This is a genomic window from Micromonospora sp. 050-3 (assembly GCF_046549335.1).
Lineage (GTDB): Bacteria > Actinomycetota > Actinomycetes > Mycobacteriales > Micromonosporaceae > Micromonospora > Micromonospora trifolii.
Window position 1 is genome coordinate 23,554 of record NZ_JAJPVX010000002.1, and the last position, 23,424, is coordinate 46,977.

Sequence of the window (23,424 nt, forward strand, 5' to 3'; positions counted from 1 at the left end):
GATCCGAGTGCCTCAGGCGGTGAGGGCACCGTCGATGGCGATGGACGCGCCACTGATGAAGGTGGCCTCGTCGCTGAGCAGGAACGCGGTGAGCGCGGCGACGTCGTCGGAGGTGCCGGCTCGTCCGGTTGGCTGCGCCGACAGGTAGCGCTCCGCGATCTCCGGGGCCTGGCTGACCACGCCCTGCCAGAGCGGCGTGTCGATCAGCCCGGTGACCAGGGCGTTGACCCGCACACCGGAGCGCGCCACATCGTGGGCAGCCGAGCGGGTCAGCCCGATGACGCCGTGCTTCGCCGCGTTGTAGGCGGCCTGGGTCCCGTCACCCTTAACACCGGAGACGGAGGCGTTGTTGACGATCGCGCCACCGCCGGAGGCGATGATCGCCGGGAGCTCGTACTTCAGGCCGTAGAAGACGCTCGTGAGGTTGAGGGCGAGCGACCGGTGCCAGTTGTCGCTGTCGGTCTCGCGCACGCTGGCCATCGGGCCACCGCCGGCGTTGTTGAACGCGCCGTCCAGCCGCCCGTACTCCGTCACCGCGGCGTCGACGAGCCGCGCCATGTCTTCCTCGACCGTCACGTCGGTGGGCACGAAGAATGCGCTGCCGCCCGCGTTCCTGATCTGCGCGGCGACCTCCTCGCCCCGGTCCTTGTCCCGGGCGCCGATGACGACGCGGGCCCCTTCCGTCGCCGCCCGCTGGGCGAACGCCAGGCCCATGCCCTGCGTGCCGCCGGTCACGACCAGCACCTTTGCTTCCAACCGTCCAGACATCTCGTCTCACATCCACTTCGACTGGTGAGCCGCCACGGGCACGCAGGGCTCTTCGTGAGACGGAACGCTAGCCGTTTCTGGAACGGTCGACAAAGTAACGGCGCTCACAGACTCTGCCTCAGCAGGTGCGAACTCCCCCTGGTTAGCATCGAATCCCAATATTTCGGCCGCCCAATCACCCCCGTCGGGCCTGTAACCACAGGCACATTCTTTGGCGGTCGTTCCACAAAATCGTTAGCGTTGGGCGAGTCGCATGAATCCACGCAAACCACTCTTAAGGAACTGTCATGCCTAGAGGTCGTACCGCCCCGGAGTCCCAGCGGTGGAAGGCCCTGTTGTTCATCTCCATCGCTCAACTGATGGTGGTGCTCGACGGGGCGGTCATGAACATCGCGCTCCCCTCGGCCCAACAGGCGCTGCACTTCACGGACGGGAGCAGGCAGTGGGTGGTGACCGCGTACGGCTTGGCCTTCGGCGGTCTGCTACTGGTCGGTGGCCGGATCGGTGACATGGTCGGGCGCAAGCGCACCTTCCTGATCGCGCTGGCCGGCTTCGCGATCGCCTCGGCGATCGGCGGCCTGGCCGTCAACGCCGCGATGCTGCTGCTCGCCAGGGCACTACAGGGTGTGTTCGCCGCCCTGCTCGCGCCGGCCGCGCTCTCGTTGCTCTCCCTTTCCTTCACGCAGCCGAGGGAACGCGCGAAGGCGTTCGGCGTGTTCAGCGCGGTCTCGATCGCCGGCGGCGCTGTCGGCCTGATCGTGGGAGGGCTGCTCACCCAGTACCTGAACTGGCGCTTCGCGATGTTCGTCCTCGTGCCGATCGCGGTCATCGGGATCCTGGGCGCCAGTCGCACGGTCCACGACGACGGCGAGCGGCACCGCGCCCGGCTCGACCTCCCCGGGGTCCTGCTGGCCAGTTCCGGACTCGTCGGCCTCGTCTACGGGTTCGGTGTCGCCGAGAGCCATGGATGGTCGGCCGGTGTCACCATCGGATCGTTCACCGCCGGGGTGCTGTTGCTGGCGACCTTCGTCGTGGTGCAGGCGCGGGTCGCGTCCCCGCTGCTACCACTGCGCGTCCTGACCGAACGCAACCGTGCCGCCGCGTACCTCTCGGTTGGCCTTGCGATCGTCAGCATGTTCGGGATGTTCCTCCTGCTCAGTTACTACTTTCAGCAGGTCAAGGGATGGTCGCCGGTGATGGCCGGTCTGGCGTTCATGCCGATGGCAGTGCCGCAGGCGATCGGGGCCACGCAGATCGGCGCCCGACTCGCGCACCGGATCGCCCCCCGGCCGATCATGGTCGGTGGGTACCTCGTCACCGCTGTCGGCCTGGTGCTGCTCGCGTCGCTCAACGCGGACAGCAGCTTCCTGGAGATCGCGTTCGCCGAAGCCGTGATCGGGCTCGGCATCGGCACCGCTTTCATGCCCGCGATGAGCATCTCCACCCACGGCGTCGAGCCCGAGGACGCCGGTGTCGCCTCGGCGATGATCAGCTCTTCGCAGCAGGTCGGCGGGTCGATCGGCACCGCCCTGCTGAACACCATCGCGACCAGTTCGGCCGCCACGTACCTGGTCTCGCACGGTGGCCCGGCGGCGCAAGCCCAGGAGCGGAACGAGGCGCTGATGCACGGCTACTCGGTCGCGTACTGGGTCGCCGTCGGATTTGTGGTCGCCGCGGCACTGGTCTCGGTGGCCATGGTGAACGCCGGCGCCCCGAAGCACGTCCCGGCCCCGACGGACGCCCTCACGGACGTCACCCCGGTGCCCGTGCACTGATCACTGTCGCGCCTGTCGATCCGGCGCGGTGACCGAGGACACGGTGCACCGACTTCGCTGACAGGGTGGAATCAGAGGTGTGAGCAGAGAAGGCACCGGCGAGTGACGTCGTGAGGTCCACTCTTACGAACCGCGATCCGGGTTCGTCCGGCGCTGGCACGACGCCCGCGGCGAACGAGACGATTCGGGTGACGCCCGCCCATCGCCAGCGCTGGGCGGTGCAGACCATGGCTGTCGCGCCCGACGACCAGGTGCTGGAGATCGGCTGCGGTCGGGGATCTGCCGTCTCCCTGGTCGCCGGTCAACTCACCACCGGTCGGATCGTCGCCATCGACCGCGCCGCGACGATGGTGCGGTTGGCGACCGAACGGAACCTGAGCCACATCGACGCCGGCAGAGCCGAGATCCGGCGAGCAGGGTTCGAGTCGGCCGACCTTCCGACCGGCCACTTCACCAAGATCTTCGCGGTGAATGTCAGCCTCTTCTGGTTGGGCGACGCGGCGCAGCAGATCGCTCGGATGCGCAGCCTTCTTGCGCCGGGAGGACGGCTCTACGTCTTCGGCGAGCGACCCACCGAAGCGCACGCCACAGCGAACCTCACAGCGACCGAAGCACTGCTCGAAACCCACGGTTTCGCCACGACCACATCGAGCGCCACCCGTGGTCAGTCTCAGGTGCTGACCTGTGTCACCGGCACGCCGATCCGGTGATCCTGCGCCGATCGCAGCGTTGACATGAGCCGGGCGGGCTCGGCGTGACGCCGAGCCCGCCCGTTCCGGGTCAGTCAAGCTTGATCAAATCGGGTCAGCGCTGCAGGGTCAGCAGACCCGGCCGGTACGGCAGCAGGCCGTAGTCGACGCCGTCGGAGCTGGGGGAACGCCCCTGGTAGAGCAGTTGCAGGTTGCAGGCGTCGACGGTCATCGTCTGGTCGGCGTTGGTGCGCAGCAGCTCACCGTGGCTGATGTCGTTGGTCCAGGTCGCGCCGCTGTTGATCTTGCCCGCGAACGGGTTGCTCTGGGACGCGGCCTGCGGGGTCCACGAACCGTTCAGGCTGGTCGCCGTGAACGAACGGAAGTAACGGCCCGTCGAGCCGATCGCCTCGACGATCATGAGGTACTTGTTCAGCCCCTGCAGCTTGTAGACCTGAACGGCCTCGAACAAGTTGTTCTGCGTGTCGCTCATGATGGTCGTGTAGCTGCTGCCGAAGTTGCCCGGGAAGTTCCCGATCGGCATGCTGGCCCGGTAGATCTTGCCGTTGTCGCCGGCGAAGAAGAGGTACATGTTCGTACCGTCACCGATGACCGTCTGATCGATCGGACCGGTACCGGAGCCGGTGATGCTTCCGGTGAACAGCGGCTGCGCCGCGGACCAGCCGTTCGCGTTGGTGGGGTTGGTCGAGGTCCGGTAGGAGAACGCCGTGCCACCCCACTGGTAGGTGAGCACCCAGATGTTCTTCGGCGCGAAGTAGAAGAGCGACGGCGCGACAGTCCCGGAGTTCATCGTGTTCTGGGTGGCCGAGGCCATCTGCGAGTAGTTCGAGAAGAGGCTGAAGTTCATCGAGCCCCAGCTGCTACCGAAGTCGTGCGTGGTGGCGTAGACCAGCTGCTGGCCGTTGTACGGGGCGACTGTGAAGTCCTTCAGCGACACCCAACCCGACTTCGGGTTCGCCAACACGCCGGTGGAGGACCACCGGTACGTCGAGGGAAGGTCGCACGTGCCGCCCGGCGGCGGAGTCGTCGTCGGCGGCGTGGTTCCGTCGACGCGGACGAACTGCCACTGCTGGTTCGTGCCGTTCCAGTCGTCGTACTGCACGATGTTTCCGCCGTCGGCGGTCGAGGCGCCCTGCACCTCCATCACCTTGTTGCTGTTCCGGTTGATCAACCGGACGTAGCCGCTGTCCGAGTCGGCCAGCCGGAACTGCTGGTTGGTGCCATTGAGGTCACTCCACTGCACGATGCTGCCACCGTTGGCGGTCGAGAAGCCCGAGACGTCCAGCACCTTGCCGGACAGCCGCGACTTCACCCGGTAGTAGCCACCACCGGAGTCGACGAACTGCCACTGCTGCTGGTTGCCGTTGTTGCGGGCCCACTGGGTGATCCGGGCACCGTCGTTCGTGGCCAGGTTGTAGACGTCCAGGGCCTTGCCGCTGTTGCGGTTGACCAACACGTACCACGCGTTCGTGTCGACCGACGCCGCGGCGGCGGGTGACGACACCACAGCTACGGCGGCGCCACCGACCATCAGCGCCGCCGCGCTGGCGGCGAGAAGGCGGGGCAACCACCAACGTCGCCGTCGCGACGGTATGGCGATCGATGGAGACCTATCGAGGGCAGACATGATCCTCCTTGAGTGACCAAGAGCCGAACGGCCTGCCCGAGGGTGGGCGTACCGCGACGCGTGGCCGAGCACGCAGGCGTCAGAAAGTTAGCGTTAACAAGACGCCGGCGAGCGGTGGCGCACGCCTGATTCGAGATCGACGAAGCAGGGCTTGCCCGGAAAAGCCAAGGTGTCGTCGTCCTTAGGCATCGACTGTGAGCGATAACATGCCGTTCGTCAAGACGTAATGTGCTGGGAACATCAGCCACTGCCGGGCTGCGGATCTTGGGGCAAACGTCTTGAGCCGCATTCCCGCAGGCATCGCCCCAGATCCCCGGCGAGGACCACCGCTGGGCCCTTGAGGAGGCCCCGCGAGCGCGTTAACATCGACGACTGCCCATTGCCGACGGTGGCTGGCCCCCAAGCGCCGGGGCACGTCCGACTCAGACCGCGCCTCGATCGACCATGCTGAACGCGGTGTCGAGCGGGGCATCGCCGAGAAACTCGACGAAGATTTCCCTCCTGGTCGGGCTCCACTGCACCGGGCCATACTCTTCGCTGATGATGGCGTAGGAGGGGCGCCCCTTGTCGTCCGTGCCCTCACGGGATATCGCGAACACTGTCGCCTTGGTCGGCCGACAGTCGGCTCCCACGAGCGACTTGTTCCCCTCTGAATCGCGCTTGACCCCGAGGCACGGGCGGTGGGCGATCTCCGGGTTGACGGACTTGATCATGTAGTCGACACCGACCGGCTCGAGCACGAAGAGCGCGTCCTTGCCGGTCCCGTCGCCGACCTCGAGCTCGCCGTGAGACGGCAGCGACAGATCACGGTCGATCCTCACCACGTGCAGCAGGAATCGCCGCTGACCGGCCAGCATGGCCCCGGTGGGGTCCACGCTTGTCGACGGTGAGGCGGACGGCTTGCCCGATGCGGGCGTGGACGCGGTGGCCGCCGGCCTGCTGGTTGCCGGGCTACCGCTCGGCGTCGAGCCGGCCAGATTCGGTTTGGACTGCCCCCGCAGCAGTTGCGGGCCGAACAGGAAAGCGGGCACCAGCACCGCGATCACCGCGGCAGTCGCCCCCAGCGCGGTGAGCCAGCCCCGCCTGCGTGAACCCGCGCTGCCGGCCGTGGTCAGACCCGGCGGCACCGACCGTGCGCCCTGATCATCACCGCCGGCAACGGGCGACGTACTCCTCGGCGGCGTCGCGCCCAGGAGCTGGGCCGGCCCGCCGGCACCCACCGGAGGCGCTGCGGTCAACAACCCGTCGAGCAACTCGCGGGCGGTGGGCCGGGCAGCTGGGTCCTTCTCCAACGCCCGGGAGACCAACTCCCGCAACGGCCCACCGAGCCCGGTCAGGTCCGGCGGTTGAGTGAGGATCCGCATCGCGGTCGCGGTAGCGGAGTCGCCCCCGAACGGGCTGCGGCCGGTCGCGGCGTAGGCGACCAGGGCCCCCCAGGCGAAGATGTCCGCGGCCGGGCCCGTCGGACGGCCGGAAGCCGTATCGAACCGCTCCGGAGCCATGTACGAGACGGTCCCGACCATCTGGTTGGTCCGGGTGTGCTGGCTCGTCGCCTCGAACGCTCGGGCGATGCCGAAGTCGATGACCTTGATTCCTCCCGGCGCGACCAGGACGTTCGCCGGTTTCAGGTCGCGGTGGATCACCCCGGCGCCATGGATGGCGGTGAGCGCGGTGGCCACCCCGACCGCGATGCTGTGCAGGCGCGCCGCCCCCAGCGGCCCCTGTTTCCGGACCACCTCGGCCAGACTGGGGCCCTCGACGTACTCCACCACAAGGTACGGCGGGTCATGGTCCGGGTCGGCGTCCAGGACCTCGGCTGTGCAGAACGGTGGAACCTGGCGGGCGCGGTTCACCTCACTACGGAAACGACCCCGGAACTCCTCGTCGTGCGAGAGTTCCGCACGGACGACCTTGACCGCCACCCGCCGACCCTGCGGCGAACGGGCCAGGAAGACACTCCCCATACCCCCGTCGCCAAGCCGGTTGAGGACCTCGTACCCACCGAGGCGTGCCGGATCACCGGGACGCAACCCGTCGCTCACGCCGGATGCCCGCAGACCGCGAACACCGCGCGAACCGTTCCGCCCATCACCCGTTCCCCTTAGGTCACTCCGACGCCGGCCGCAGCCTATCGTCCGCGCACCGAACCCGGTCGATGCCGTCCGGAGAGTGGGCCTCGACGGGAGCTTGTCGCGTCGTCGCGTCCGGCGCCACCGAAGCCCTTACCGCTTCGCTGCCCAGAAGACATAGACAGCGCCGTACGGCACGGCCGCCGTCTCGCCGTCGGTGCAGGCGCCCGCCGGGGCGACGCCACCCGACGTCAGGAGACGGCTGATGTACGCGACCTTGCTGAGAATGCCGGTGCCGGTACGGGTGTCCACCGTCAAAAGCAGCTCGGGGATCGTCCCCGGTCGCGGGCTCTCCGCGGTCTTCTTCGCCGTGATCAGTGAGCCGTCCCGCTCCGACTGCCAGCTCGGGCCCTTGAAGTGATGGACCCGACCGCCGGTGCCGACCAACTGGGCCTCCGGCACCGATGCGCCGGTGAACACGCCGCCAGCACATGTGTAGGTCTGCGTTCCGCGAGTGACGACGTACGCACCAACGGGGCGCGATCCCGCCGGTGGCTTGATTGTCGCGGCGATGCGCGGGATGTCGACCCGGCGTGCGTCGGCGCCCACAGCAGTCGGCGCGGCCACCTCGGCAGCGGACGCGTGCTGGGTCACCGCGCCGATCGCCGCCACGACACCGGCCATGCCGACGACGGCAACCGCTCGGATCCGCGAGTGAAATGTGCTGAGCATGCGATTCCTCCGTTTCAGGCAGGCGCACCTACGCCCACTTTCTCCTGCACGGACAGCATGCGTAGAACGATCAAAATCGCGCTCGATTTGAACGACCATTCACCTGGCGGAGTCCTGGACGGCGACCACCACCCGCACGCTCGAGCCCAGCGATTTCTTCTGGTTCGTGGTCTCCGGGACTCATTCTGGCCCTCGGCGAAGCGACGGCGGCCGGATCACCTACGACCCGACCGCCCGCCGCGACCGTACGAGCTATCGGCGGCTCCACTGCTGGTTGGTCTGGCCGGTGCAGGTCCAGAGGACGAGCTTCGTGCCGTTGCCCGTACCCACGTTGTAGGGATCCAGGCAGAGGCCGGACTGCACCCCGGTGATGGTGCCGTTGGCGTTGACGTTCCACTGCTGGTTCGTTCCGCCGTGGCAGTCGTAGATGGTGACCAGGGTGCCCGGTGAGGTGCCATATCCGGCGGCGTCGAGGCACTTGTTGCCGTACACGGTCAACGTCTTGCTGCTCGTGTAGGTCCACTGCTGATTGGTGCGGCCGTGACAGTCCCACAACTGCACCTGGGTGCCGTTTGTGGTGGAAGAGCCGGGGACGTCGACGCAGCGACCGGACAGGGCGCCCACGATCGCAGTGGTCTGCCCGGTGCCGCTTCCCGGGTTGCCGATGCTGCCGGGCACCGACTGCAACGCGCTGTACCAGCGGGCAGCCATCTTGTCGTAGCCGCCGGACGTGGGGTGGATGCCGTCGATCAGGTCGGCGGTGGTGAGAGCGCTGTGCATGTCGACCAAGCGCACCCGCTTGCCGGCGTTCACCTTGCTCTGCACGATGCCGGGGATCGCCGCGTTGAAGGTGCGTACGGCCGCCTCCTGGTTGCTGTTGGAGAGCGGGATGATCTGCGCGACGAACACCTCTGAGGTGGGAGCCGTGGTGGTGATCCGGTCGATCAGGGTGGAGAGCCGGTTCGGCGCGGTGCTCACGTTGTAGTTCTGAAGGATGTCGTTGGTCCCGATGTGCAGCAGGACGGTCTGCGGCCGTTGGGTGTTCAGCCAGCCGACGATGTTCGCGTCGATCTGGTCGATGCGCCAGCCGGGATGTCCCTGGTGGTCGTGGTCACCCAGGCTGGCCGGCCCGTTGAACTGCGACCCGACGAAGTCCACCGTGTACCGACCGTTGACGAGGCGCTGCCAGAGCCCGATGCGGTACCCGCCCGGCACCTGGGTGCCCTCGGTGATGGAGTCGCCGAGAGGCATGACCCGCACCCCGCCGTTGGATTCCGCGTTGGCCGGGCCGGTCGAGGTCAGCACCCCGGCGAGGACGACACCGAGGGCGGCAGTCGCCGCGAGCCATCTTGCCCTCTTTCGCATAGATTTCTCCCCTGCAGTGATAGTGCTGACCGAGGAGTCAGGCCGTCGCGACCGCCGCGACATCGGCATGACGATGCCGTCGCAGCACTGGGACGGATTGTTAACGCTAACAGCGATTCTTGTAAATTCTTGTCGCTGATCTGGCCCACGTCAAGCGCCAGCAACCCACTCCGCTTTCATGAAGTCGGGGTCTCAGGCCCCAAGGGATACCGCGACTTCACGAAAGGCGAGTGGATCATGTGCGCTGCGCCTTGAGGTTCCGGCAGGGCAGTAGAGCATTGCGATGCTGATGGGGTGCGAGTGACGCGTACACCGAATGTAGGCTTTTTTCGCATAAGGCCGTTTGATGTGAGTATTGCTCGACTACCTTCGCCTTGGTGGCGACAACCGATTTGTCGCCTTCTGCACCGACTGTGACGTGCGGAAACCTGGTGTACGGAGAAGGGCTGGGTAGCTCGATGTCCAACTATCTGCACTCGAACATGAGCGAGGCAGCGGCAGGTCAGGCCAGTCCGCCGAAGCGGCGCCGGGCGCGCTGGCTCGTCGCCGGGGTGGCCGGGTTGACCGGAGTGGTCGGTCTGGCCGCCTTCACCGCGGCGGGAGTGAGCGGAGCAGCCGAAAAGAGCGGCAGCAACCCCTCCAACGCCGGAACCCAGGTCCTCGCCGACGGCAGCCGGGGCAACGGCGACGACCACGGAGGCCAGGACCCGGGCGGCCGCGACGGCAAGGACCACAAGAAGGACGGCGACCACCGAGACGACAGGGGCGACGACTTCCGGTCCGTACCCTGCAACGCCGACGAGCTGATCGCGGCGATCGTCCGCGCGAACGCCAACTCCGGGGCGAAGCTCCGGCTCGCCGAGAAGTGCACCTACACGCTCAACAGGTCCGCACCCCAGCCACCGGTGCCCTTCGGCGCGGTCGGCCTGCCGATCGTCACCCAGCATGTCGTGATCGACGGAAACGGGTCCACCATCGTCCGCGCGGCGAACGCCACCCCGTTCCGGATCCTGGAGGTCGGAGCCGGCGGCGACCTGACGCTCCGCGACGCCACCATCAAGGGCGGCCAAGCACAGAGTGGGGTCGGCGGCGGAGGCGGTGGCATCCGAATCGACATCGGCGGCAAGGCCACCATCGAGAACACCAACGTGGTCTACAACCAGACCAACGGCCTGGGCGGCGGTATCGCCAACTTCGGCGTCGCGAAGATCCTCGGCGGGACCGACCACGGCAAGGACTGGAACGGCAAGGACAAGGACGAGAAGAAGGACGGCGGCAGCATCATCAGCAACAACAGCGCCCTGTACGACGGCGGGGGCATCCACAACAACGGCAACCTCACCGTGCAGAACACCCGACTGAGCTACAACAACACGATCGGGGTCTTCAACATCCTGCCCCTCGGTGGCGCGGGCGGCGGCTTGTCGAACAGCAGCGTCGCCGTGCTCGAGAACGTTCACCTGGACAACAACACCGCAGGCTTCCGTGGCGGCGGCATCCGCGGCGGCATCACCTCCACCACCGAGGCCCGGAACGTCGAGGTCAACGACAACCGAGCAGGAAGCGAGGGCGGCGGAATCTTCTCCGACGGCGTCTTCCACCTCACGCACGGCAAGGTCCACCACAACGAAGCTGGCCAACGCGGCGGCGGCGTCTACAACCAGATCGGCCAGTTCGTCGCCGAAGAGAGCTCGATCAGCGAGAACACAGCCAGCACGAACAGCACCATCGAACACGGCGGCGGCGTCTACAACGGCAGCGGCACCGTCGTCCTGCGCCGCACCCACGTCGACCGGAACCGGGCCATCGGCACGAACTCCCAGGGCGGCGGAATCTACAACAACAGCACGCTCACCCTCACCGAAAGCACTGTCACCGACAACATCTCCACACTGGCGCCCGGCGGGATCTTCAACGACGGCGGCCAGGTCACCGTGGACCAGAAGACGGTGATCAGCGGCAACCGGCCCACGAACTGCACACCCAGCTCACCGCCGGTGCCCAACTGCTTCGGCTGATCATCCGATCGGTCCGACACTCGGGTAGCAAAGAGGCCTCGGAGCACCATTCGGTCCCGCACAGTCTCGGTCACCAAGATCGGACCTGCGCGGGACCGGATGCCGTTGAGCGGACCGGCCACCGGTTCCGTCCGACTGTCCTGCTCGGATCGCCGGCCACGTCGCCGTGGAGCGACGCCTGCTACGTCCGACCGCCACGGCGTACACCTACCAGTGGGCGGCCGACGGCACCGCGATCAGCGGGGCGACCGGCTCGACGTACGTGGTCCCGGCGTCCCGGCTGGGCAAGCGGCTGACCGTGACGGTCACCGCGACCAAGACCAACTACGCGTCGGCACCGGCTACGCCGAAGGCCACGGTACCGGTCGTCAAAGGCGCGCGGCGCCGCAGGCGACGGTGAAGCCCACCATCACCGGTACGGCACGGGTGGGCCAGACCGTGCAGGCGACCACCGGCAGTTGGACGCCAACCGCCGACTCGTACCGCTACGAGTGGCGAGTGGACGGGGTGCCAACCGTCACGACGACGAAGACGCTGAAGCTGACGGCCGCGATGCGCGGCAAGGCGATCACCGTGACCGTGGTCGCGGTGAGGGCCGGCCACACCGATGGCGCCGCGCCACCAGCGCACCAGCGCCCGTCCGCGCATAGAGCGACAGACCGGCCGGCGCGCCAACTCGCCGATCCGTCCTGCGGGACGATGAGAGGGCGCGCCGGCCCGGCCGACGATGCTCCGAGCGCACCAGAGGTGAGCGAGAAGGTTCTATGCCTTCTCAATCACGATCAGGTGGTACTCCAGCCAGCGTCGCGCCAGTCCATTCTGCAACGCTGACCCGCCAATCAAGTTGGCCCAAAATGGCATCTCGATAAGACGGTCGCGAACCCGCGGAACCACGGAAGTGGCGCCCACGGCCAGCTTGATTACGCGGTCGCGCGGACGACCGAGGCGCAGGTACGACGTGAGGTCCAAGTCCTCCACGATGCGCAGGCCAGCGCTCTCGGACATGGCGGCCAGTTCGGCTACGGTGTGCAAGCTGCCGATGCGCCAACCAGCGCGGAACTGATCCAGACAACGATCGCGAGCGGCAAGCCCGCGATCCTTGTCGGTCATCCAGTCGTCGCAGAGGATAAGGCGACCGCCAGGTTTCAGCCTGTCCACGAGAGACGGGATCAACTTCTCCAGAGAGGGCGAGTGCACGACTGCCTCAACGGCGACCATCGCGTCATAGTGCGGCTCCGCGGGTAGCTCAGCGAAGTCGGCACAGATCGCTTGGCACCGTTCACTTAGCCCTTCACGAGCGAACCGTTTTGCAGCGATCTCGGCCTGCACTCGGCTAATCGTCACACCAGAGACGAGTCCGTCTATCTCGTGGGCCAGGCGAACCATAGTCGCACCGACGCCACAGCCAAGGTCGAGCAACCTTGCGTTTTCGGCAGGCACATACCCGCGCAACCGCTCGATTATCAGGCGGTTAACGGCGTCCGCCGCCTCCGCTACGTTCGCGACACCAGGCATCCAGACCCCGCGGTGGATAGCGTCGCTGCCTGGGCTCTCGGCAACCAGCAGGAAGCGGCGGGTGTTGTCGTCGTAGTAGTCGGCGACCCGGTCAACATGCCCAGCCGCAGCGTCCTCGGATGTCGAACTCATCGACGCAAGTTACCACGCTGGCCCAACCACTCGGACGTGCCGCCAAGTCCAGCCGAGACGGCTTAACGCTCGCGACACTCTGAGGCAGACACATGATCGGCGTACGCAGAGTGTCGGTCCAGTGACGCATCTTCACCAAATCTGACAGTCGCGGCAAAGCCCACGGCGGCAAAGCTTGCGCCGATTCGGGCTGGCAACGGAGCGGCGGCGACCGGCGCATCGAGACGTACCCGACGACGATCACCTTGAGGGAGATATCGATACCCACCTGCGGGTGAAGCGGGCTGGGGAGGCGAATCGCTGCCGCTACACCGCCGGTTCGTTCCACCTTGCAACTCACCCAACGTTCCCATGATCATCGCAGGGCATTCATTGCCGCCTATTGCGTAAATGCGAGCCGTCTGACACTGTCGCTGCCAGGAGATTACTCGGATAAGCCGAGTAACACGGGGAGGAGTAACTGTGCGTAACAAAGTAATCAGGACGGCAGTTTCGGCGGCTGTGACCGCAGCACTGGTGGTTGCCGTTAGCCCGGCAGCCGCGCATGCAGAGGCCGGTGACAGGGCGCCGCTACCGATCTCAGCGGTCATGTCCCCGTCGAAAACACTTGCCGCAGCTCCGTATGCGGTGAAGAACAAGAAGTCCTCGAAGTACCTGCAGGCCAGCAGTACCGCCAACAACGCCGCCGTCCGCCAGCAGAACGCCAGCTCCAGCAGCCTCCAAGGCTGGGTCCTCGTTAACGATTCCGGCTACCTCACACTCCAGAATTACGGCGTGGTCCGGAACCTGGGAACCTCGGGCGCCAGTACCGCCTCCAACACGTCCGCGGTCATCGTCAACCCCTCCGGCAGCTACGACCAGGACTGGGTCGTATCGGCAATCGACGGCACGTTCTTCTACCTCAAGAACCGTAAGAACACCTCGATGTGCTTGGGAATCGACGGTGCCAGCACCGCCGCCGGCGCGAGGGCCGCCATCTACACCTGCGGCAACGCGATTAACCAGACGTGGTCCTTCACCAACTTCTAGGCGAGCCCCGCATGTGCGGTCCGGCCGAACAGACTGGCTCTACTCGGCCGGACCGGACATGCCCACCTCGGCATTCCAACGCCGCAAGGTCGCTGTGCCACGCTTCGTACGTGATAAAGGCCGCACGTACGTCTGTGCGTTCCGACCGGCGGTAGGTGACCAGCGGAATGTTGCTCCGCTTGCGAATACGGCGTGATCATGCTGGTCGGCATTCATTATCCTTTTCGTCCACCGGGGCAGACAGGCGCCTGAACGGTCTGGCAACCTCTCGACTAGATCACTTTTTAGCAACCGAGTCGACACGGGGAGAAAACTATGCGCGACGGGGTCAGTAAGGCTATGGCTGCTGCGATCACGACCGCAGCGACCGCTATTGCGACCGTAATTATGCCGGTCGCCGCCCATGCAGGACCTGACGGTGCTGGTTCACAGGTCGGTTCGACACCTTCGAATGCTGAGGACTTCGTCGCCGCTGCCAACCCTTTCAAGCTGCAGAACAGGAACTCTTCCAAACTGCTGCAGCCGCAAAACGGAAGCTTTGCCGCCGGGACCAAGGTCGTTCAGCAGTCAGACGCTGGTACTGGCGTACAGCGGTGGTACATCATCAACGATGGCAGCTGGATCAGCCTGCAGAATTACTCCGCGAACCCCACCAGGAACATGGGAATCAACGGTGGCAGCACCGCCGCCGGAGCGGCGGCGATCATCGCGGCCCCGGGCGCCGGTTACAACCAGGACTGGAAGGTTCTGTGGACCGACAGCACGCAGACGTGGTTCCGACTCCAGAACCGAGGAAGCGGACTGTGCTTGGGAATCTCGGGGGCAAGTACCGCTAACGGCGGGCAGGCCGCCCAGTTCGCGTGCGCCAGCCCGGCCGCCGCGAATCAGACCTGGCGATTCTTGAACTGATTCTCAAGGCGAGACCCGTCACGACGTCGGCCGACTCTGGAGTGTCGCTCCGGAGTCGGCCGACGTCGTCGGGCGCCTCCACAGGAGATGACCGTTTGGCCAGCCGGCTCAGCGACACAATGCACGAGCTCGGCGACGACATGCGAAGCGATCGCATTCGCCATCTGAGGGCAGTCGATGCGGACACAACCTAACGACCTCGACCGGACTTCTCGTGGGCCATCCCCGATTCGGTCAGCCCGCGCGCTCTACCCGGACGGCGTGGATGTCCTGGTCAACCTGCGGGGCGACACCGTCGACGACGTTCCCCTCGACGCGATCCGACCGGGCGGCACGGTGTCGACCATCAAGCCGGTTCCCCGACGTCGAAACCACCGCCTCGCACGGGCTGCGCCTGATGCAGCACCACCAACCCGTATGAAAGGCGTGACGGTGCGACGACCGCTTCGGCGGCGGCTCCGGCTCGCACTCGCCGCCAAGGCCGCAGGGCCGGCCTCGATCCTGGCGCGGGCCATCCTCCTCGCGTTCAGCGTGCCGGTGGCTGTCACTTCGCGGCCCTCGGCCCGCGCTACCCCGACGGCTGCCGCGGCACCGAGCGCGGCGAAGCCGATCGAGGGCGCGACCACCGAAAAGGGCCTCTGACCTGCGCAAACGTGTGTCAGAATCGCGTCCCGCACGTGGTCCAGACGAAAGTAGGGAATAGAGCCGATGGCTCTATTCCCTACTTAAGTGGTGCGCCCGAAGGGACTCGAACCCCTAACCTTCTGATCCGTAGTCAGATGCTCTATCCATTGAGCTACGGGCGCTTGTGCTCAGCCAGTGTACACACCCGGCTTTCGCGCGGAGACTCCGGGATTCGAACCCGGGAGGGGCTTTAAGACCCCAACCGCATTAGCAGTGCGGCGCCATAGACCAGACTAGGCGAAGTCTCCCTGGTGATCCTCAGACCACCGCGCCCGAGGATACAGGTCGCCACCCACCGGGAGCAAAACGACTTCCGAGTACGCCCGCCGCGACCCGCCCGCCCTCCGTGTTTCCACGCTGTGCGCCGGCGTGATCGGGACTACGCTCCATCGATATGCAGGAGCAGCCGCCCAGCGAGTCGACCAGTCGAGAGCCTGCTGAACGAGCGCGTCGGCGCTCCCCACGGGCCACCTTCAGGCCGCCGATCGTGGCCGAGGAGCCCACCGAGACGGTGGAGCTCACCGAGCCGACGGCACCGCCGGCAGCCGCTCCGGCGAGCCAGCGTCCTCGACGGGCCAAGGCTGCCCCGGCGGTGCTCTTCCAGCCTCCGGAGCCGGACCGTCCCCTGCCCCGACAGCCCCGACGCGCACCGACCGACCAGACCACCGAGGCCAGCGTGGAGCAGCCGGACGTCGATCAACGAGGCCCCGCAACGGACGTCGCACCGACACCGCCGAAGGCCCGGACGCCTTCCGTTCGCAAGGCTGCTCCCCGGAAGGCAGCCGAGACGGCCGCCGAGGTGACCCCGACCACGCCGGCACCGCGCAAGCGCGCCGCAAGCACCACCAAAGCAGCAAGCACCACCAAAGCAGTGAGCACCACCACACCAGGGAGCGGCACCACACCAGGGAGCGGCACCACAGCGTCGAGCCCCACCGGAGAGCCGGACACCACCACGCCGGCGGCCCCGGTCAGAGCCGCAAAGACCACCAAGCGCGCGGTCACCCCACGCAAGAGCACCACACCGACAGAACCCGCCCCCGAACCCGTGGCCGCGCAGCAGACGACACCCGCCGCGCAGACACCGTCCGAACAGCAGACGACACCCGCCGAGTTGCAGACGACACCGGCAGCACCCTCCGTGCGGCAGGTTGAGCCGGCTCTGGGGCGTACCCCGGAATCGGAGCTGCGCGCGGTCGCCGCGCGCGTGCTCGACCACCCCGGCTTCGCGCCGGAGTTGCTGGCCTTGGCCGCGGTGCGGGCGCTCGGGCCCGGCGCGGCCGGATGGGCCCTGGGTTTGCGCACCCGGTATCCGGACGCCTCCGCGGACGGCCTGGCCCGGTTGGCGACCCGGCGGTTCGTCCGCTCGGCGGGTGCGGGCGGGGCGACCGCCGCGTTAGCCGGCTTCTTTGCGCCGCTGGCCGAGTTGGTGGCGGTGCTGTGGACGCATTCGGAGCTGGTGCTGCACCTGGCCGCGGCCTACGGCAGGGATCCGACGCACCCCGACCGGGCCGTCGACCTGCTGGTGCTGACTCAGGTGCACCCGGACCGGGCGAGCGCCGAGGCGGCCCTGGCCGCCGCCGAGACGGCGGGTGACCCGGTGGAGGGGGCGTGGCCGCGCGCGGCGGAGGCGGCCTGGCGGTTGGCCGCGCCGCTCACCGCGCAGGCCGGCGGTTGGGTCGCGTTGCGGCTGGTGGCCCGGTTGCTGCCGGGTGCGGCGGTGCTCGCGGCGGCGTTGGGTGACGCGGCGGCGGCGGACCGGCTCGCGGCCCGAACGGTGGCCGTCTACCGACCCGACCGGCGGCCCGCTTGAATCGGCCGCCACCATCACCGGACCCACTTTCCGCGGCACCATCGCCTGCCAGACGTATGCCACTCTGGCCTGCCCGGCAACGTCCTGGCGTCGCCTGCTTGGCCGGCGGGGTGATCCGGGCAATTCCGGATCGGTGCTTTCCCGGTGGCCGTCCGCTATCGACCACCGGGAACGCTGGTCAACCGGCCCGGTAGGAGAGGTAGTAGCCCTCGTACGGCCAGCTGTGGAAGTTGTTGAGCTCGGACGCAGCGCCGGTGCAGTCGGAAGTCCGGTAGCCAGAGACGGAACCGAAGCCATTCCAGCCGATCGCCCAGATCGCCTCGGCCGGGACCGGCCGGCAGATACCGTCGGGCGTGGCCTGCCTGCCTACGATGATCTGCGTGTAGGCCTGGTAGAAGACGAGGCCGGTGTCGGGAACCTTGAGCGTCTCGACAGCGGCTGCTGGCGACGCCGGAATCGTCACGGCCAGTGTGGTGATCAAGGCGGCGAGACCCGCAGCGATTCGGCTGGTAAATCTGCGCATGAGCTTCCCTTCCTAACGGTGTTCAGGGACGGGACCGGAGCTCGTTCAGCCCAGGAATAGATTTACTTGCATCGATTATGTTCCCCGTGTCAAGCAACCCGCCGCCGATCGCTGTCGCTGAGCGGCCCGAACGCAGAGCTGGCTCGAGCTGATCGCCTGCTACCCGAGTCGGGGGGCGTTCGGAAGTGACCGGATCCGCCGGCGGCCGGGTTCCCGGCTGGTGTCCTGCCGTCAGTGACCGTAGGCGGCGCCACGGTCTGCGGTGCGGGAGCGGCTCGTCGCCCTGACCCCTGGCCGCCGACCGGTGGTCCTGCTGTCGTCGCAAGCTGCGGCGATCGTGACGCATTGTCCACATTGTTGCGAGTGGTGCGGCCGTCCACCTGGCCGGTAGGGCAGGTCCTTGACGGTGCAAATTTCCCGCGGTAGCGTAAGTTAATTCATACCTATCAATGAAAGTAGGTAGCCGTGCTGTTGAAACCCTTCGCCATCGCCGGGGTCATCGCAGGGGTGCTGGCCGTTGCTCCCCCTGCCTCGGCGGCACCCCAGTCGGGGGCCGGCGTCTACCCGCCCGGGAACTGCCAGCCGGGCACATTCTGCGTCTGGCCCCACTGGGATCACCCGAACGGGGTTCCTACGGCGACTCCCTCCCTGGTGACCACCACGGAGTGGAGCGGCAACATCACGGGTTTCAACTACTACAACTACACGAACCGGAACGCCGAGATAAGCTGGTCGTTCACCACCCAAGGAATGACTCTCACCGGCACGGACTGTGCTACTCCTGGTGACGGATTTTTCTACGTTCCCATGACCGTAACGAAGGTGAGTTGGCGGACGCACGTCTGCTGAATCCCGCCGTTCTCTGCCTTCCCGGATTCGGTGCTCCCCGGGGTACGGGTCGCCGAAGAGCGTCTCACCCCTTACTCGGGCGGGCGCTGCGCGAGCTACGCACCGAGGCGCGGATGACGCTGGACGGCGCAGCCGAGGCGACCCGGCGTCGACCGGTCAGAGCCAGTCGAACCACTCCCGGGGCAGCAGCGCGTAGCCGACGAAGGCGAACACGTCGAGCAGGGTGTGCGCGATGATCAGCGGCATCACCCGCCGGGTGCGCAGGTAGAAGAGGCTGAACACGACGCCCATGATCGCGTTGCCGACGAACGCGCCGAAGCCCTGGTAGAGGTGGTACGAGCCGCGCAGCAGCGCACTGGCCGCGATGATCGCTGCCAGCCGCCACTGGAGCTGGCGCAGCCGGGTGACCAGGTAACCGACCACGATCACCTCTTCCAGCACGGCGTTCTGCACGGCGGCGAAGATCAGCACCGGGACGGCCCACCAGACGTCCGGCAGCGCGGCCGGCACCAGCGTGGCGTTGATACCCAGGTGGGCCGCCACCCAGAACAGCGCCAGCCCGGGTAGGCCGATCAGCGCCGCCAGGCCGGCTCCGCGCGCCACGTCCTGACCGGGCCGCCGGGCGTCCAGGCCGAGGGTCCGCGCCGGGTCGCCGGGGTCACGGCTGAGCAGATGTACGGCGAGCAGCACAGGCAGCAACGCGAACACGATGCCGAGCAGTTGGTACGTGAGGTCCAGCCAGGGGCGGGCCGACGCCGAGGTGTTCAGCGAGGCGGTCTGCTTGGAGAGCGGACCGTCGGCGGTCAACTTCGCGATGATCGACACCACCGCGTAGATCGCGGACTGGCCGAGGGAGAGGCCGAGGACCAGCAGCGTCTCGGTGCCCAGCAGTCGGCGGGACACCGGGCGGGTCAGCTCAACTGTCACCGCACCACTCTGCCCGACGGGCGGCACCTGTGACATGGCCGACCGGCCGGCATGAGCCGATCGCACATTCTGTGCGACCAGTCGACACGCTCCGTGGAGATTCTATGAGCGCCCGATCCGTTGCCGTCTGGAGGAGGAGCGTCCATGAACAACCTCGCGCGGTTGCTGAAGGAGAGCTGGACCCTGGTCGAGGACGACCGGGTCCGGCTGACCGAGCACTTCTACGCCCGAGTGTTCCTGCTCGACCCCGCCCTGCGGCAACTCTTCCCGGTGCAGATGACCGGCCAGGGCGACCGCCTACTCGAAGCGATCATCACGGCGATCCACACTGTCGACGACCCGGAGAGCTTCGACGAGTTCCTCCGGGCGCTGGGCCGCGACCACCGCAAGTACCACGTCGACGAGCGGCACTACGCCACGATGGGCGTCGCACTGCTGGACGCGCTGCGCAGCACCGCCGGCGACGGTTGGAACCTGGAGTACGACCAGGCGTGGCGGGAGGCGTACGCGGCGATCGCCGCCCTGATGGTGGCCGGCGCCGCCTCCGACGACGACCCGCCGTTCTGGCACGCCGAGGTGCTGACCCACGAGCGGTACGGCCCGGACACCGCAGTGCTGACCTGCCGGGCGTTGCAGCATCCGCTGCGCTGGCAGGCGGGGCAGTACGTGAGCCTGGAGGCGCCGCGCCACCACCCTCGGGTGTGGCGCAACTACTCGGTGGCGAACGCCCCGAACGACGACAACGTGCTGGAGTTCCACGTGCGGTCTCCGGGGGCCGGCTGGGTGTCCGGCGCGTTGGTGCGGCGGGTGCGGCCGGGTGACCTGCTCCGCCTGGCGGCCCCGATGGGGTCGATGACTTTGGACCGCACCTCGGAACGGGACATCCTCTGTGTGGCCGGCGGTGTCGGGCTGGCGCCGATCAAGGCGCTGGTGGAGGAGTTGGCCACCTACAACCGGACCCGGTGGGTGCACGTCTTCTACGGCGCCCGGCAGGCGGCCGACCTGTACGGCCTGGACGGGTTGCAGGAGTTGGTGGCCGTACACCCGTGGTTGTCGGTCACCCCGGCCTGCAGCGAGGACCCGGACTTCGACGGCGAGCAGGGCGAGATCCCGGAGGTCGTGGCCCGGTACGGCCCGTGGACCACGCACGACTGCTTTGTCTCCGGTGCCGCCCGGATGGTCCGGTCCACCCTGCGGGTGCTCGCCGCAGACGACGTACCGCCGCCGCAGATCCGCTACGACACCTTCGGTGACCTCTAGACGTTCCTCCCCCCACACCGGGGCGCGTGCCCCTGCCCCCTGGGGCACGCGCCCCGGTCCCTTCCTGGTCAGTAGCGCCAGGGGTGCCCGGTCTCGCGGTATTCCTCCACAGGCACCAACGGCACGCCGGGGGCCATCCGGTCGACGTAGAGCCGGCCCTCCAGGTGGTCGACCTCGTGTGCGACCAGCCGGGCCATACCGAACTCGAACGACGTGATGATCCGGCTGCCGTCCCACTGGGCGTGTTCGACGTCCAGTCGCAGCGGCCGGGGCACCAGACCTCGGTGGTCGAAGAAGGAGAGGCAGCCCTCGTACTGTTCGTCGGTCTCCGGGTCGGCGTCGACCACCCGGGGGTTGAGCAGCACGACCGGCTCCGCCGACCGGTCGGGGGGCCGCACCACGGCCGCCGCGCGGCCGATGCCGAACTGCGGGGCGGCGACGCCCACCCCCTTGCTGAACGGATGCAGCTCGTCGAGCCGGGCCAGGGCCATGGTGAGCCGGTCGACCACGTCCCGGGCGACGTGTTCGTCGCCGGGCAGGTCGAACGGTCGGGCGCGCTGACGGAGCAGGTCATCTCCGCGTTGCACGATGCCGAGGCCGCGCATCCGGTCGCTGGGTCGGACCCGGGCGCCACCGGGGCCGATGTCCGGTTCGGTGTCCGGGCGGGCGCGGAACCGCCACTGCATCCGGTAGCGGGCGTTCAACGGTGGGTCGTCGGTCTGCCAGTCGTAGATCGCCCGGTCGCCCTCGTCGTGGCGTTGCGGCGCCGTCCGCAGCGGGCCCTCCTCCGCGCTGAGCGAGGTTTCCACGCCCCAGACCTGCGGGTCGAGGGCCGCAGGCAGGTCCAGGCGTACGGCGAGCTGCCGGGTGGGCAGTCGGACGGCTCGCTGGAACCAGGGGCCCCACTTCTCGTGCCCGACGCTGTAGGCGTACTCGATGGTGGCCCGGTCGCCCGGGTAGAGGGGGAAGCGTCGATCCCCGTTCTCGAAGAGCAGCCAGATCTCCTTGAACGCGTCCCGATCGTGTTTGGCCCGCCAGTGCATCGGCTCCGGGTCCCCGCCGCCGTCGTCCCGACGGGCCTGTATCTGCAGCTCGGCGAAGGTGAGGGGGTGCTCCCGGTGGTGCCGGTTGGAGCGGCCGGGGTCGTTCGGGTAGCGGTCGACGGCGACCCGGACCAGGTAGCGGGTGACCGGCTCGGTGCCGGCGTTGTACAGCTCACGGTGGATGACGCACCGGTAGCCGCCGTCGGCGTGGGTGAGGGTGGCCAGTTCCCGTTCCACTACCAGGCCGGTGCCGGGTGGCAGCCACTGTCCCGGCAGGTACGGCTCGCGGTGCGGCTGACCGACCCGGGCGTGCCGTAGGTCGTCGTACTCCCGGAAGCGCTGCCAGATCGCGCCGCTGGCCTCCAGGACGGCCTCCGCGCGGCGGGCGAAGTCCTCGGTTGGGCGGTGCCGGCGCCCCTCGACGTGGCTCACGTAGGACGGGTCGAACCCCATCAGGACGGCCAGTTGCTTCTTGGACAGCCCACGCCCGGTCCGTTGTCGGGCGAGTTCGGCCGCGAAGGAGTCGGCAGCCCGTTCGAGGGGTGAGGTCGTCATCAGCTTCCTCGTGGCCGGGGCTATAAGTTTCACGTTCCGTGCGTGAGCGCACACGCATGTGGCATGTTTTCGACACACCGCTTGACAATTCACCGATGACCATCGATTGTGCGGCGGCGTTTCCCAGCACCGACTCCGGGTAGTACGCGAAGCGCTACTCCCGTGGGATACGGAGCGACCTGGGCGTCTGGGATGTGACCAAGGTGAGGCTTCCCTTACGGCCAGGGGCTTGGTTAGGCTAGCCTTAGCTCAGGACGGCACTGGTTCGTCCGCCGGGGCGCACTCCTCGGTCACACAGACAGGGGACGACTCAGGTGACAGCGGTGATGCCACGGCGAGAGGCCGCCACCACGCCGCTCGCCCCCGTCACCGCGGCGCTCCGGGCCATGTTCGGCACCGACGACCTCCCCGGCCTCGCCCGGGGCCTGCTTGTCGACGACGAGCTCGGCTGGGCGCCCGCCACCACCCTGATCGACGGCAGCCGGCTGCCGGAGCTGCTGAACGGCGCGGCCGTCCGCTGGGGCGGCACCCCGCACGCCTGCGCGGCGCTGGCGTGGAAGTCGTACAGCTACTGGGCCGCGCTGCCGGTCGTGCTCGGCTGGGCCTCCGCCCGGCGGGTGCCGCTGCTCGACCCGGCCGATTTACTGATCCACTTCGAGGACCATCGGCAGCTGCTCACCATGGGCCTGCGCCGGGGCACCACAGTGGCGGTGCTGCCGAACGATCCGCTGGCGCTGGCCGGCCTGCCGGAGGTGCGGGTCGTCGCCGACGAGGCGGAGCTGCTGGCCGCGATGCGCGCGTCACTGCTCGACGCCCACCTGGCGCCGCTCATCACGGCGATCCAGTCCGAGGTCCGGGTGGGCACCCGGACGCTGCTCGGCTCGGTCGCCTCCGGCATCGCGCACGGCATCCTGCGGGCCGCGGACGCCCTGCCCGGCTCCACGGTGCAGAGCATCGACACAGTGCTCGGCGCACTCGACCTGAACGACCTGATCGAGCTGGTGCCCGGGCCGACCGGTGAGCCGACAGTGCAGCGCCGCACCTGCTGCCTCGCCTTCACCCTGCCCCGGCCGAAGGTCTGCCAGGGCTGCTGCGTCCGCTAGGCCAGGCTGCATCCGCTG

General features: G+C 67.8%; 20 protein-coding genes and 2 tRNA genes. 11 read left to right on the plus strand and 11 right to left on the minus strand.

All coding sequences use genetic code 11. The features are described from left to right. Positions 1–12: 12 nt before the first annotated feature. Positions 13–768, minus strand: a complete 756-nt coding sequence (locus ACLJOK_RS15045; protein ID WP_410819416.1) for an SDR family NAD(P)-dependent oxidoreductase — start codon at positions 766–768, stop codon at positions 13–15. A gap of 287 nt (positions 769–1,055) precedes the next feature. On the opposite strand from ACLJOK_RS15045, the gene ACLJOK_RS15050 reads away from it, so the two are divergent. Continuing rightward, on the plus strand, positions 1,056–2,543 hold the full coding sequence (locus tag ACLJOK_RS15050; protein ID WP_410819417.1) for an MFS transporter: 1,488 nt from the start codon (positions 1,056–1,058) through the stop codon (positions 2,541–2,543). Positions 2,544–2,731: 188 nt separating this feature from the next. Then, entirely contained in the window at positions 2,732–3,253 is a 522-nt protein-coding gene (locus ACLJOK_RS15055) for a class I SAM-dependent methyltransferase (RefSeq protein ID WP_410819419.1), read from the plus strand. Positions 3,254–3,347: 94 nt separating this feature from the next. Here the strand turns inward: ACLJOK_RS15055 and ACLJOK_RS15060 are convergent, their stop codons facing one another. The 4 genes from ACLJOK_RS15060 to ACLJOK_RS15075 all read right to left on the minus strand — a co-directional run bounded on the left by ACLJOK_RS15060 (position 3,348) and on the right by ACLJOK_RS15075 (position 9,046). Then, positions 3,348–4,880 carry a non-reducing end alpha-L-arabinofuranosidase family hydrolase gene (locus ACLJOK_RS15060; protein WP_410819421.1) on the minus strand — a complete coding sequence of 511 codons (1,533 nt, stop codon included), beginning with the start codon at positions 4,878–4,880 and terminating at the stop codon, positions 3,348–3,350. Between the two features lie 422 nt (positions 4,881–5,302). Further along, positions 5,303–6,922 carry a serine/threonine protein kinase gene (locus ACLJOK_RS15065; RefSeq protein ID WP_410819422.1) on the minus strand — a complete coding sequence of 540 codons (1,620 nt, stop codon included), beginning with the start codon at positions 6,920–6,922 and terminating at the stop codon, positions 5,303–5,305. 180 nt (positions 6,923–7,102) lie between these two features. Continuing rightward, complete coding sequence (locus tag ACLJOK_RS15070) at positions 7,103–7,681, minus strand: DUF3455 domain-containing protein (protein ID WP_410819424.1); 579 nt, start codon at positions 7,679–7,681, stop codon at positions 7,103–7,105. A 252-nt stretch (positions 7,682–7,933) separates the two neighbouring features. Further along, a complete protein-coding gene (locus ACLJOK_RS15075) occupies positions 7,934–9,046 on the minus strand; it encodes a ricin-type beta-trefoil lectin domain protein (RefSeq protein WP_410819425.1) in 1,113 nt (370 codons plus the stop codon). Positions 9,047–9,504: 458 nt separating this feature from the next. Here ACLJOK_RS15075 and ACLJOK_RS15080 point away from each other — a divergent pair, with 458 nt between their 5' ends. The 3 genes from ACLJOK_RS15080 (at position 9,505) to ACLJOK_RS15090 (ending at position 11,895) form a co-directional block, all read left to right on the plus strand. Next, positions 9,505–11,064, plus strand: a complete 1,560-nt coding sequence (locus ACLJOK_RS15080) for a hypothetical protein (protein WP_410819427.1) — start codon at positions 9,505–9,507, stop codon at positions 11,062–11,064. 166 nt (positions 11,065–11,230) lie between these two features. Next, positions 11,231–11,464, plus strand: coding sequence for a hypothetical protein (locus tag ACLJOK_RS15085; RefSeq protein ID WP_410819429.1), 234 nt, complete (start codon positions 11,231–11,233; stop codon positions 11,462–11,464). Beyond that, the gene (locus tag ACLJOK_RS15090; protein WP_410819431.1) at positions 11,461–11,895 is read left to right on the plus strand and encodes a hypothetical protein; all 435 of its coding nucleotides are present in this window, start codon (positions 11,461–11,463) and stop codon (positions 11,893–11,895) included. Before ACLJOK_RS15085 ends, ACLJOK_RS15090 begins: the two co-directional genes overlap by 4 nt. Here ACLJOK_RS15090 and ACLJOK_RS15095 read toward each other — a convergent pair. Further along, the gene (locus ACLJOK_RS15095) at positions 11,827–12,711 is read right to left on the minus strand and encodes an SAM-dependent methyltransferase (RefSeq protein WP_410819432.1); all 885 of its coding nucleotides are present in this window, start codon (positions 12,709–12,711) and stop codon (positions 11,827–11,829) included. The two genes, ACLJOK_RS15090 and ACLJOK_RS15095, sit on opposite strands and share 69 nt — an antisense overlap. A gap of 462 nt (positions 12,712–13,173) precedes the next feature. On the opposite strand from ACLJOK_RS15095, the gene ACLJOK_RS15100 reads away from it, so the two are divergent. The 3 genes from ACLJOK_RS15100 to ACLJOK_RS15110 all read left to right on the plus strand — a co-directional run bounded on the left by ACLJOK_RS15100 (position 13,174) and on the right by ACLJOK_RS15110 (position 15,291). After that, positions 13,174–13,740 (plus strand): RICIN domain-containing protein, encoded by a 567-nt coding sequence (locus ACLJOK_RS15100; protein WP_410819434.1) that lies wholly within the window; start codon positions 13,174–13,176, stop codon positions 13,738–13,740. A 315-nt stretch (positions 13,741–14,055) separates the two neighbouring features. Beyond that, complete coding sequence (locus ACLJOK_RS15105; protein WP_410819436.1) at positions 14,056–14,649, plus strand: RICIN domain-containing protein; 594 nt, start codon at positions 14,056–14,058, stop codon at positions 14,647–14,649. Between the two features lie 261 nt (positions 14,650–14,910). After that, positions 14,911–15,291 (plus strand): hypothetical protein, encoded by a 381-nt coding sequence (locus ACLJOK_RS15110; protein WP_410819438.1) that lies wholly within the window; start codon positions 14,911–14,913, stop codon positions 15,289–15,291. A gap of 88 nt (positions 15,292–15,379) precedes the next feature. Here ACLJOK_RS15110 and ACLJOK_RS15115 read toward each other — a convergent pair. After that, a tRNA-Arg gene (locus ACLJOK_RS15115) sits at positions 15,380–15,455 on the minus strand. Between the two features lie 35 nt (positions 15,456–15,490). Next, a tRNA-Ser gene (locus tag ACLJOK_RS15120) sits at positions 15,491–15,581 on the minus strand. A 239-nt stretch (positions 15,582–15,820) separates the two neighbouring features. On the opposite strand from ACLJOK_RS15120, the gene ACLJOK_RS15125 reads away from it, so the two are divergent. Beyond that, positions 15,821–17,146: a hypothetical protein gene (locus tag ACLJOK_RS15125; protein ID WP_410819439.1), complete on the plus strand. Its 1,326-nt coding sequence runs from the start codon at positions 15,821–15,823 to the stop codon at positions 17,144–17,146. 178 nt (positions 17,147–17,324) lie between these two features. Here ACLJOK_RS15125 and ACLJOK_RS15130 read toward each other — a convergent pair whose 3' ends face one another. Both ACLJOK_RS15130 and ACLJOK_RS15135 read right to left on the minus strand, forming a co-directional pair. Continuing rightward, the gene (locus ACLJOK_RS15130; protein WP_387204631.1) at positions 17,325–17,627 is read right to left on the minus strand and encodes a hypothetical protein; all 303 of its coding nucleotides are present in this window, start codon (positions 17,625–17,627) and stop codon (positions 17,325–17,327) included. Positions 17,628–18,674: 1,047 nt separating this feature from the next. Beyond that, positions 18,675–19,445 (minus strand): CPBP family intramembrane glutamic endopeptidase, encoded by a 771-nt coding sequence (locus ACLJOK_RS15135; protein WP_410819441.1) that lies wholly within the window; start codon positions 19,443–19,445, stop codon positions 18,675–18,677. 144 nt (positions 19,446–19,589) lie between these two features. Between ACLJOK_RS15135 and ACLJOK_RS15140 the strand changes: the two genes are divergently transcribed. After that, positions 19,590–20,705: a globin domain-containing protein gene (locus ACLJOK_RS15140; RefSeq protein ID WP_410819443.1), complete on the plus strand. Its 1,116-nt coding sequence runs from the start codon at positions 19,590–19,592 to the stop codon at positions 20,703–20,705. 68 nt (positions 20,706–20,773) lie between these two features. Here ACLJOK_RS15140 and ACLJOK_RS15145 read toward each other — a convergent pair whose 3' ends face one another. After that, positions 20,774–22,303, minus strand: a complete 1,530-nt coding sequence (locus ACLJOK_RS15145) for a peptide deformylase (RefSeq protein ID WP_410819444.1) — start codon at positions 22,301–22,303, stop codon at positions 20,774–20,776. Between the two features lie 326 nt (positions 22,304–22,629). Here ACLJOK_RS15145 and ACLJOK_RS15150 point away from each other — a divergent pair, with 326 nt between their 5' ends. Then, entirely contained in the window at positions 22,630–23,406 is a 777-nt protein-coding gene (locus ACLJOK_RS15150) for a hypothetical protein (RefSeq protein ID WP_410819446.1), read from the plus strand. Positions 23,407–23,424 lie beyond the last annotated feature (18 nt).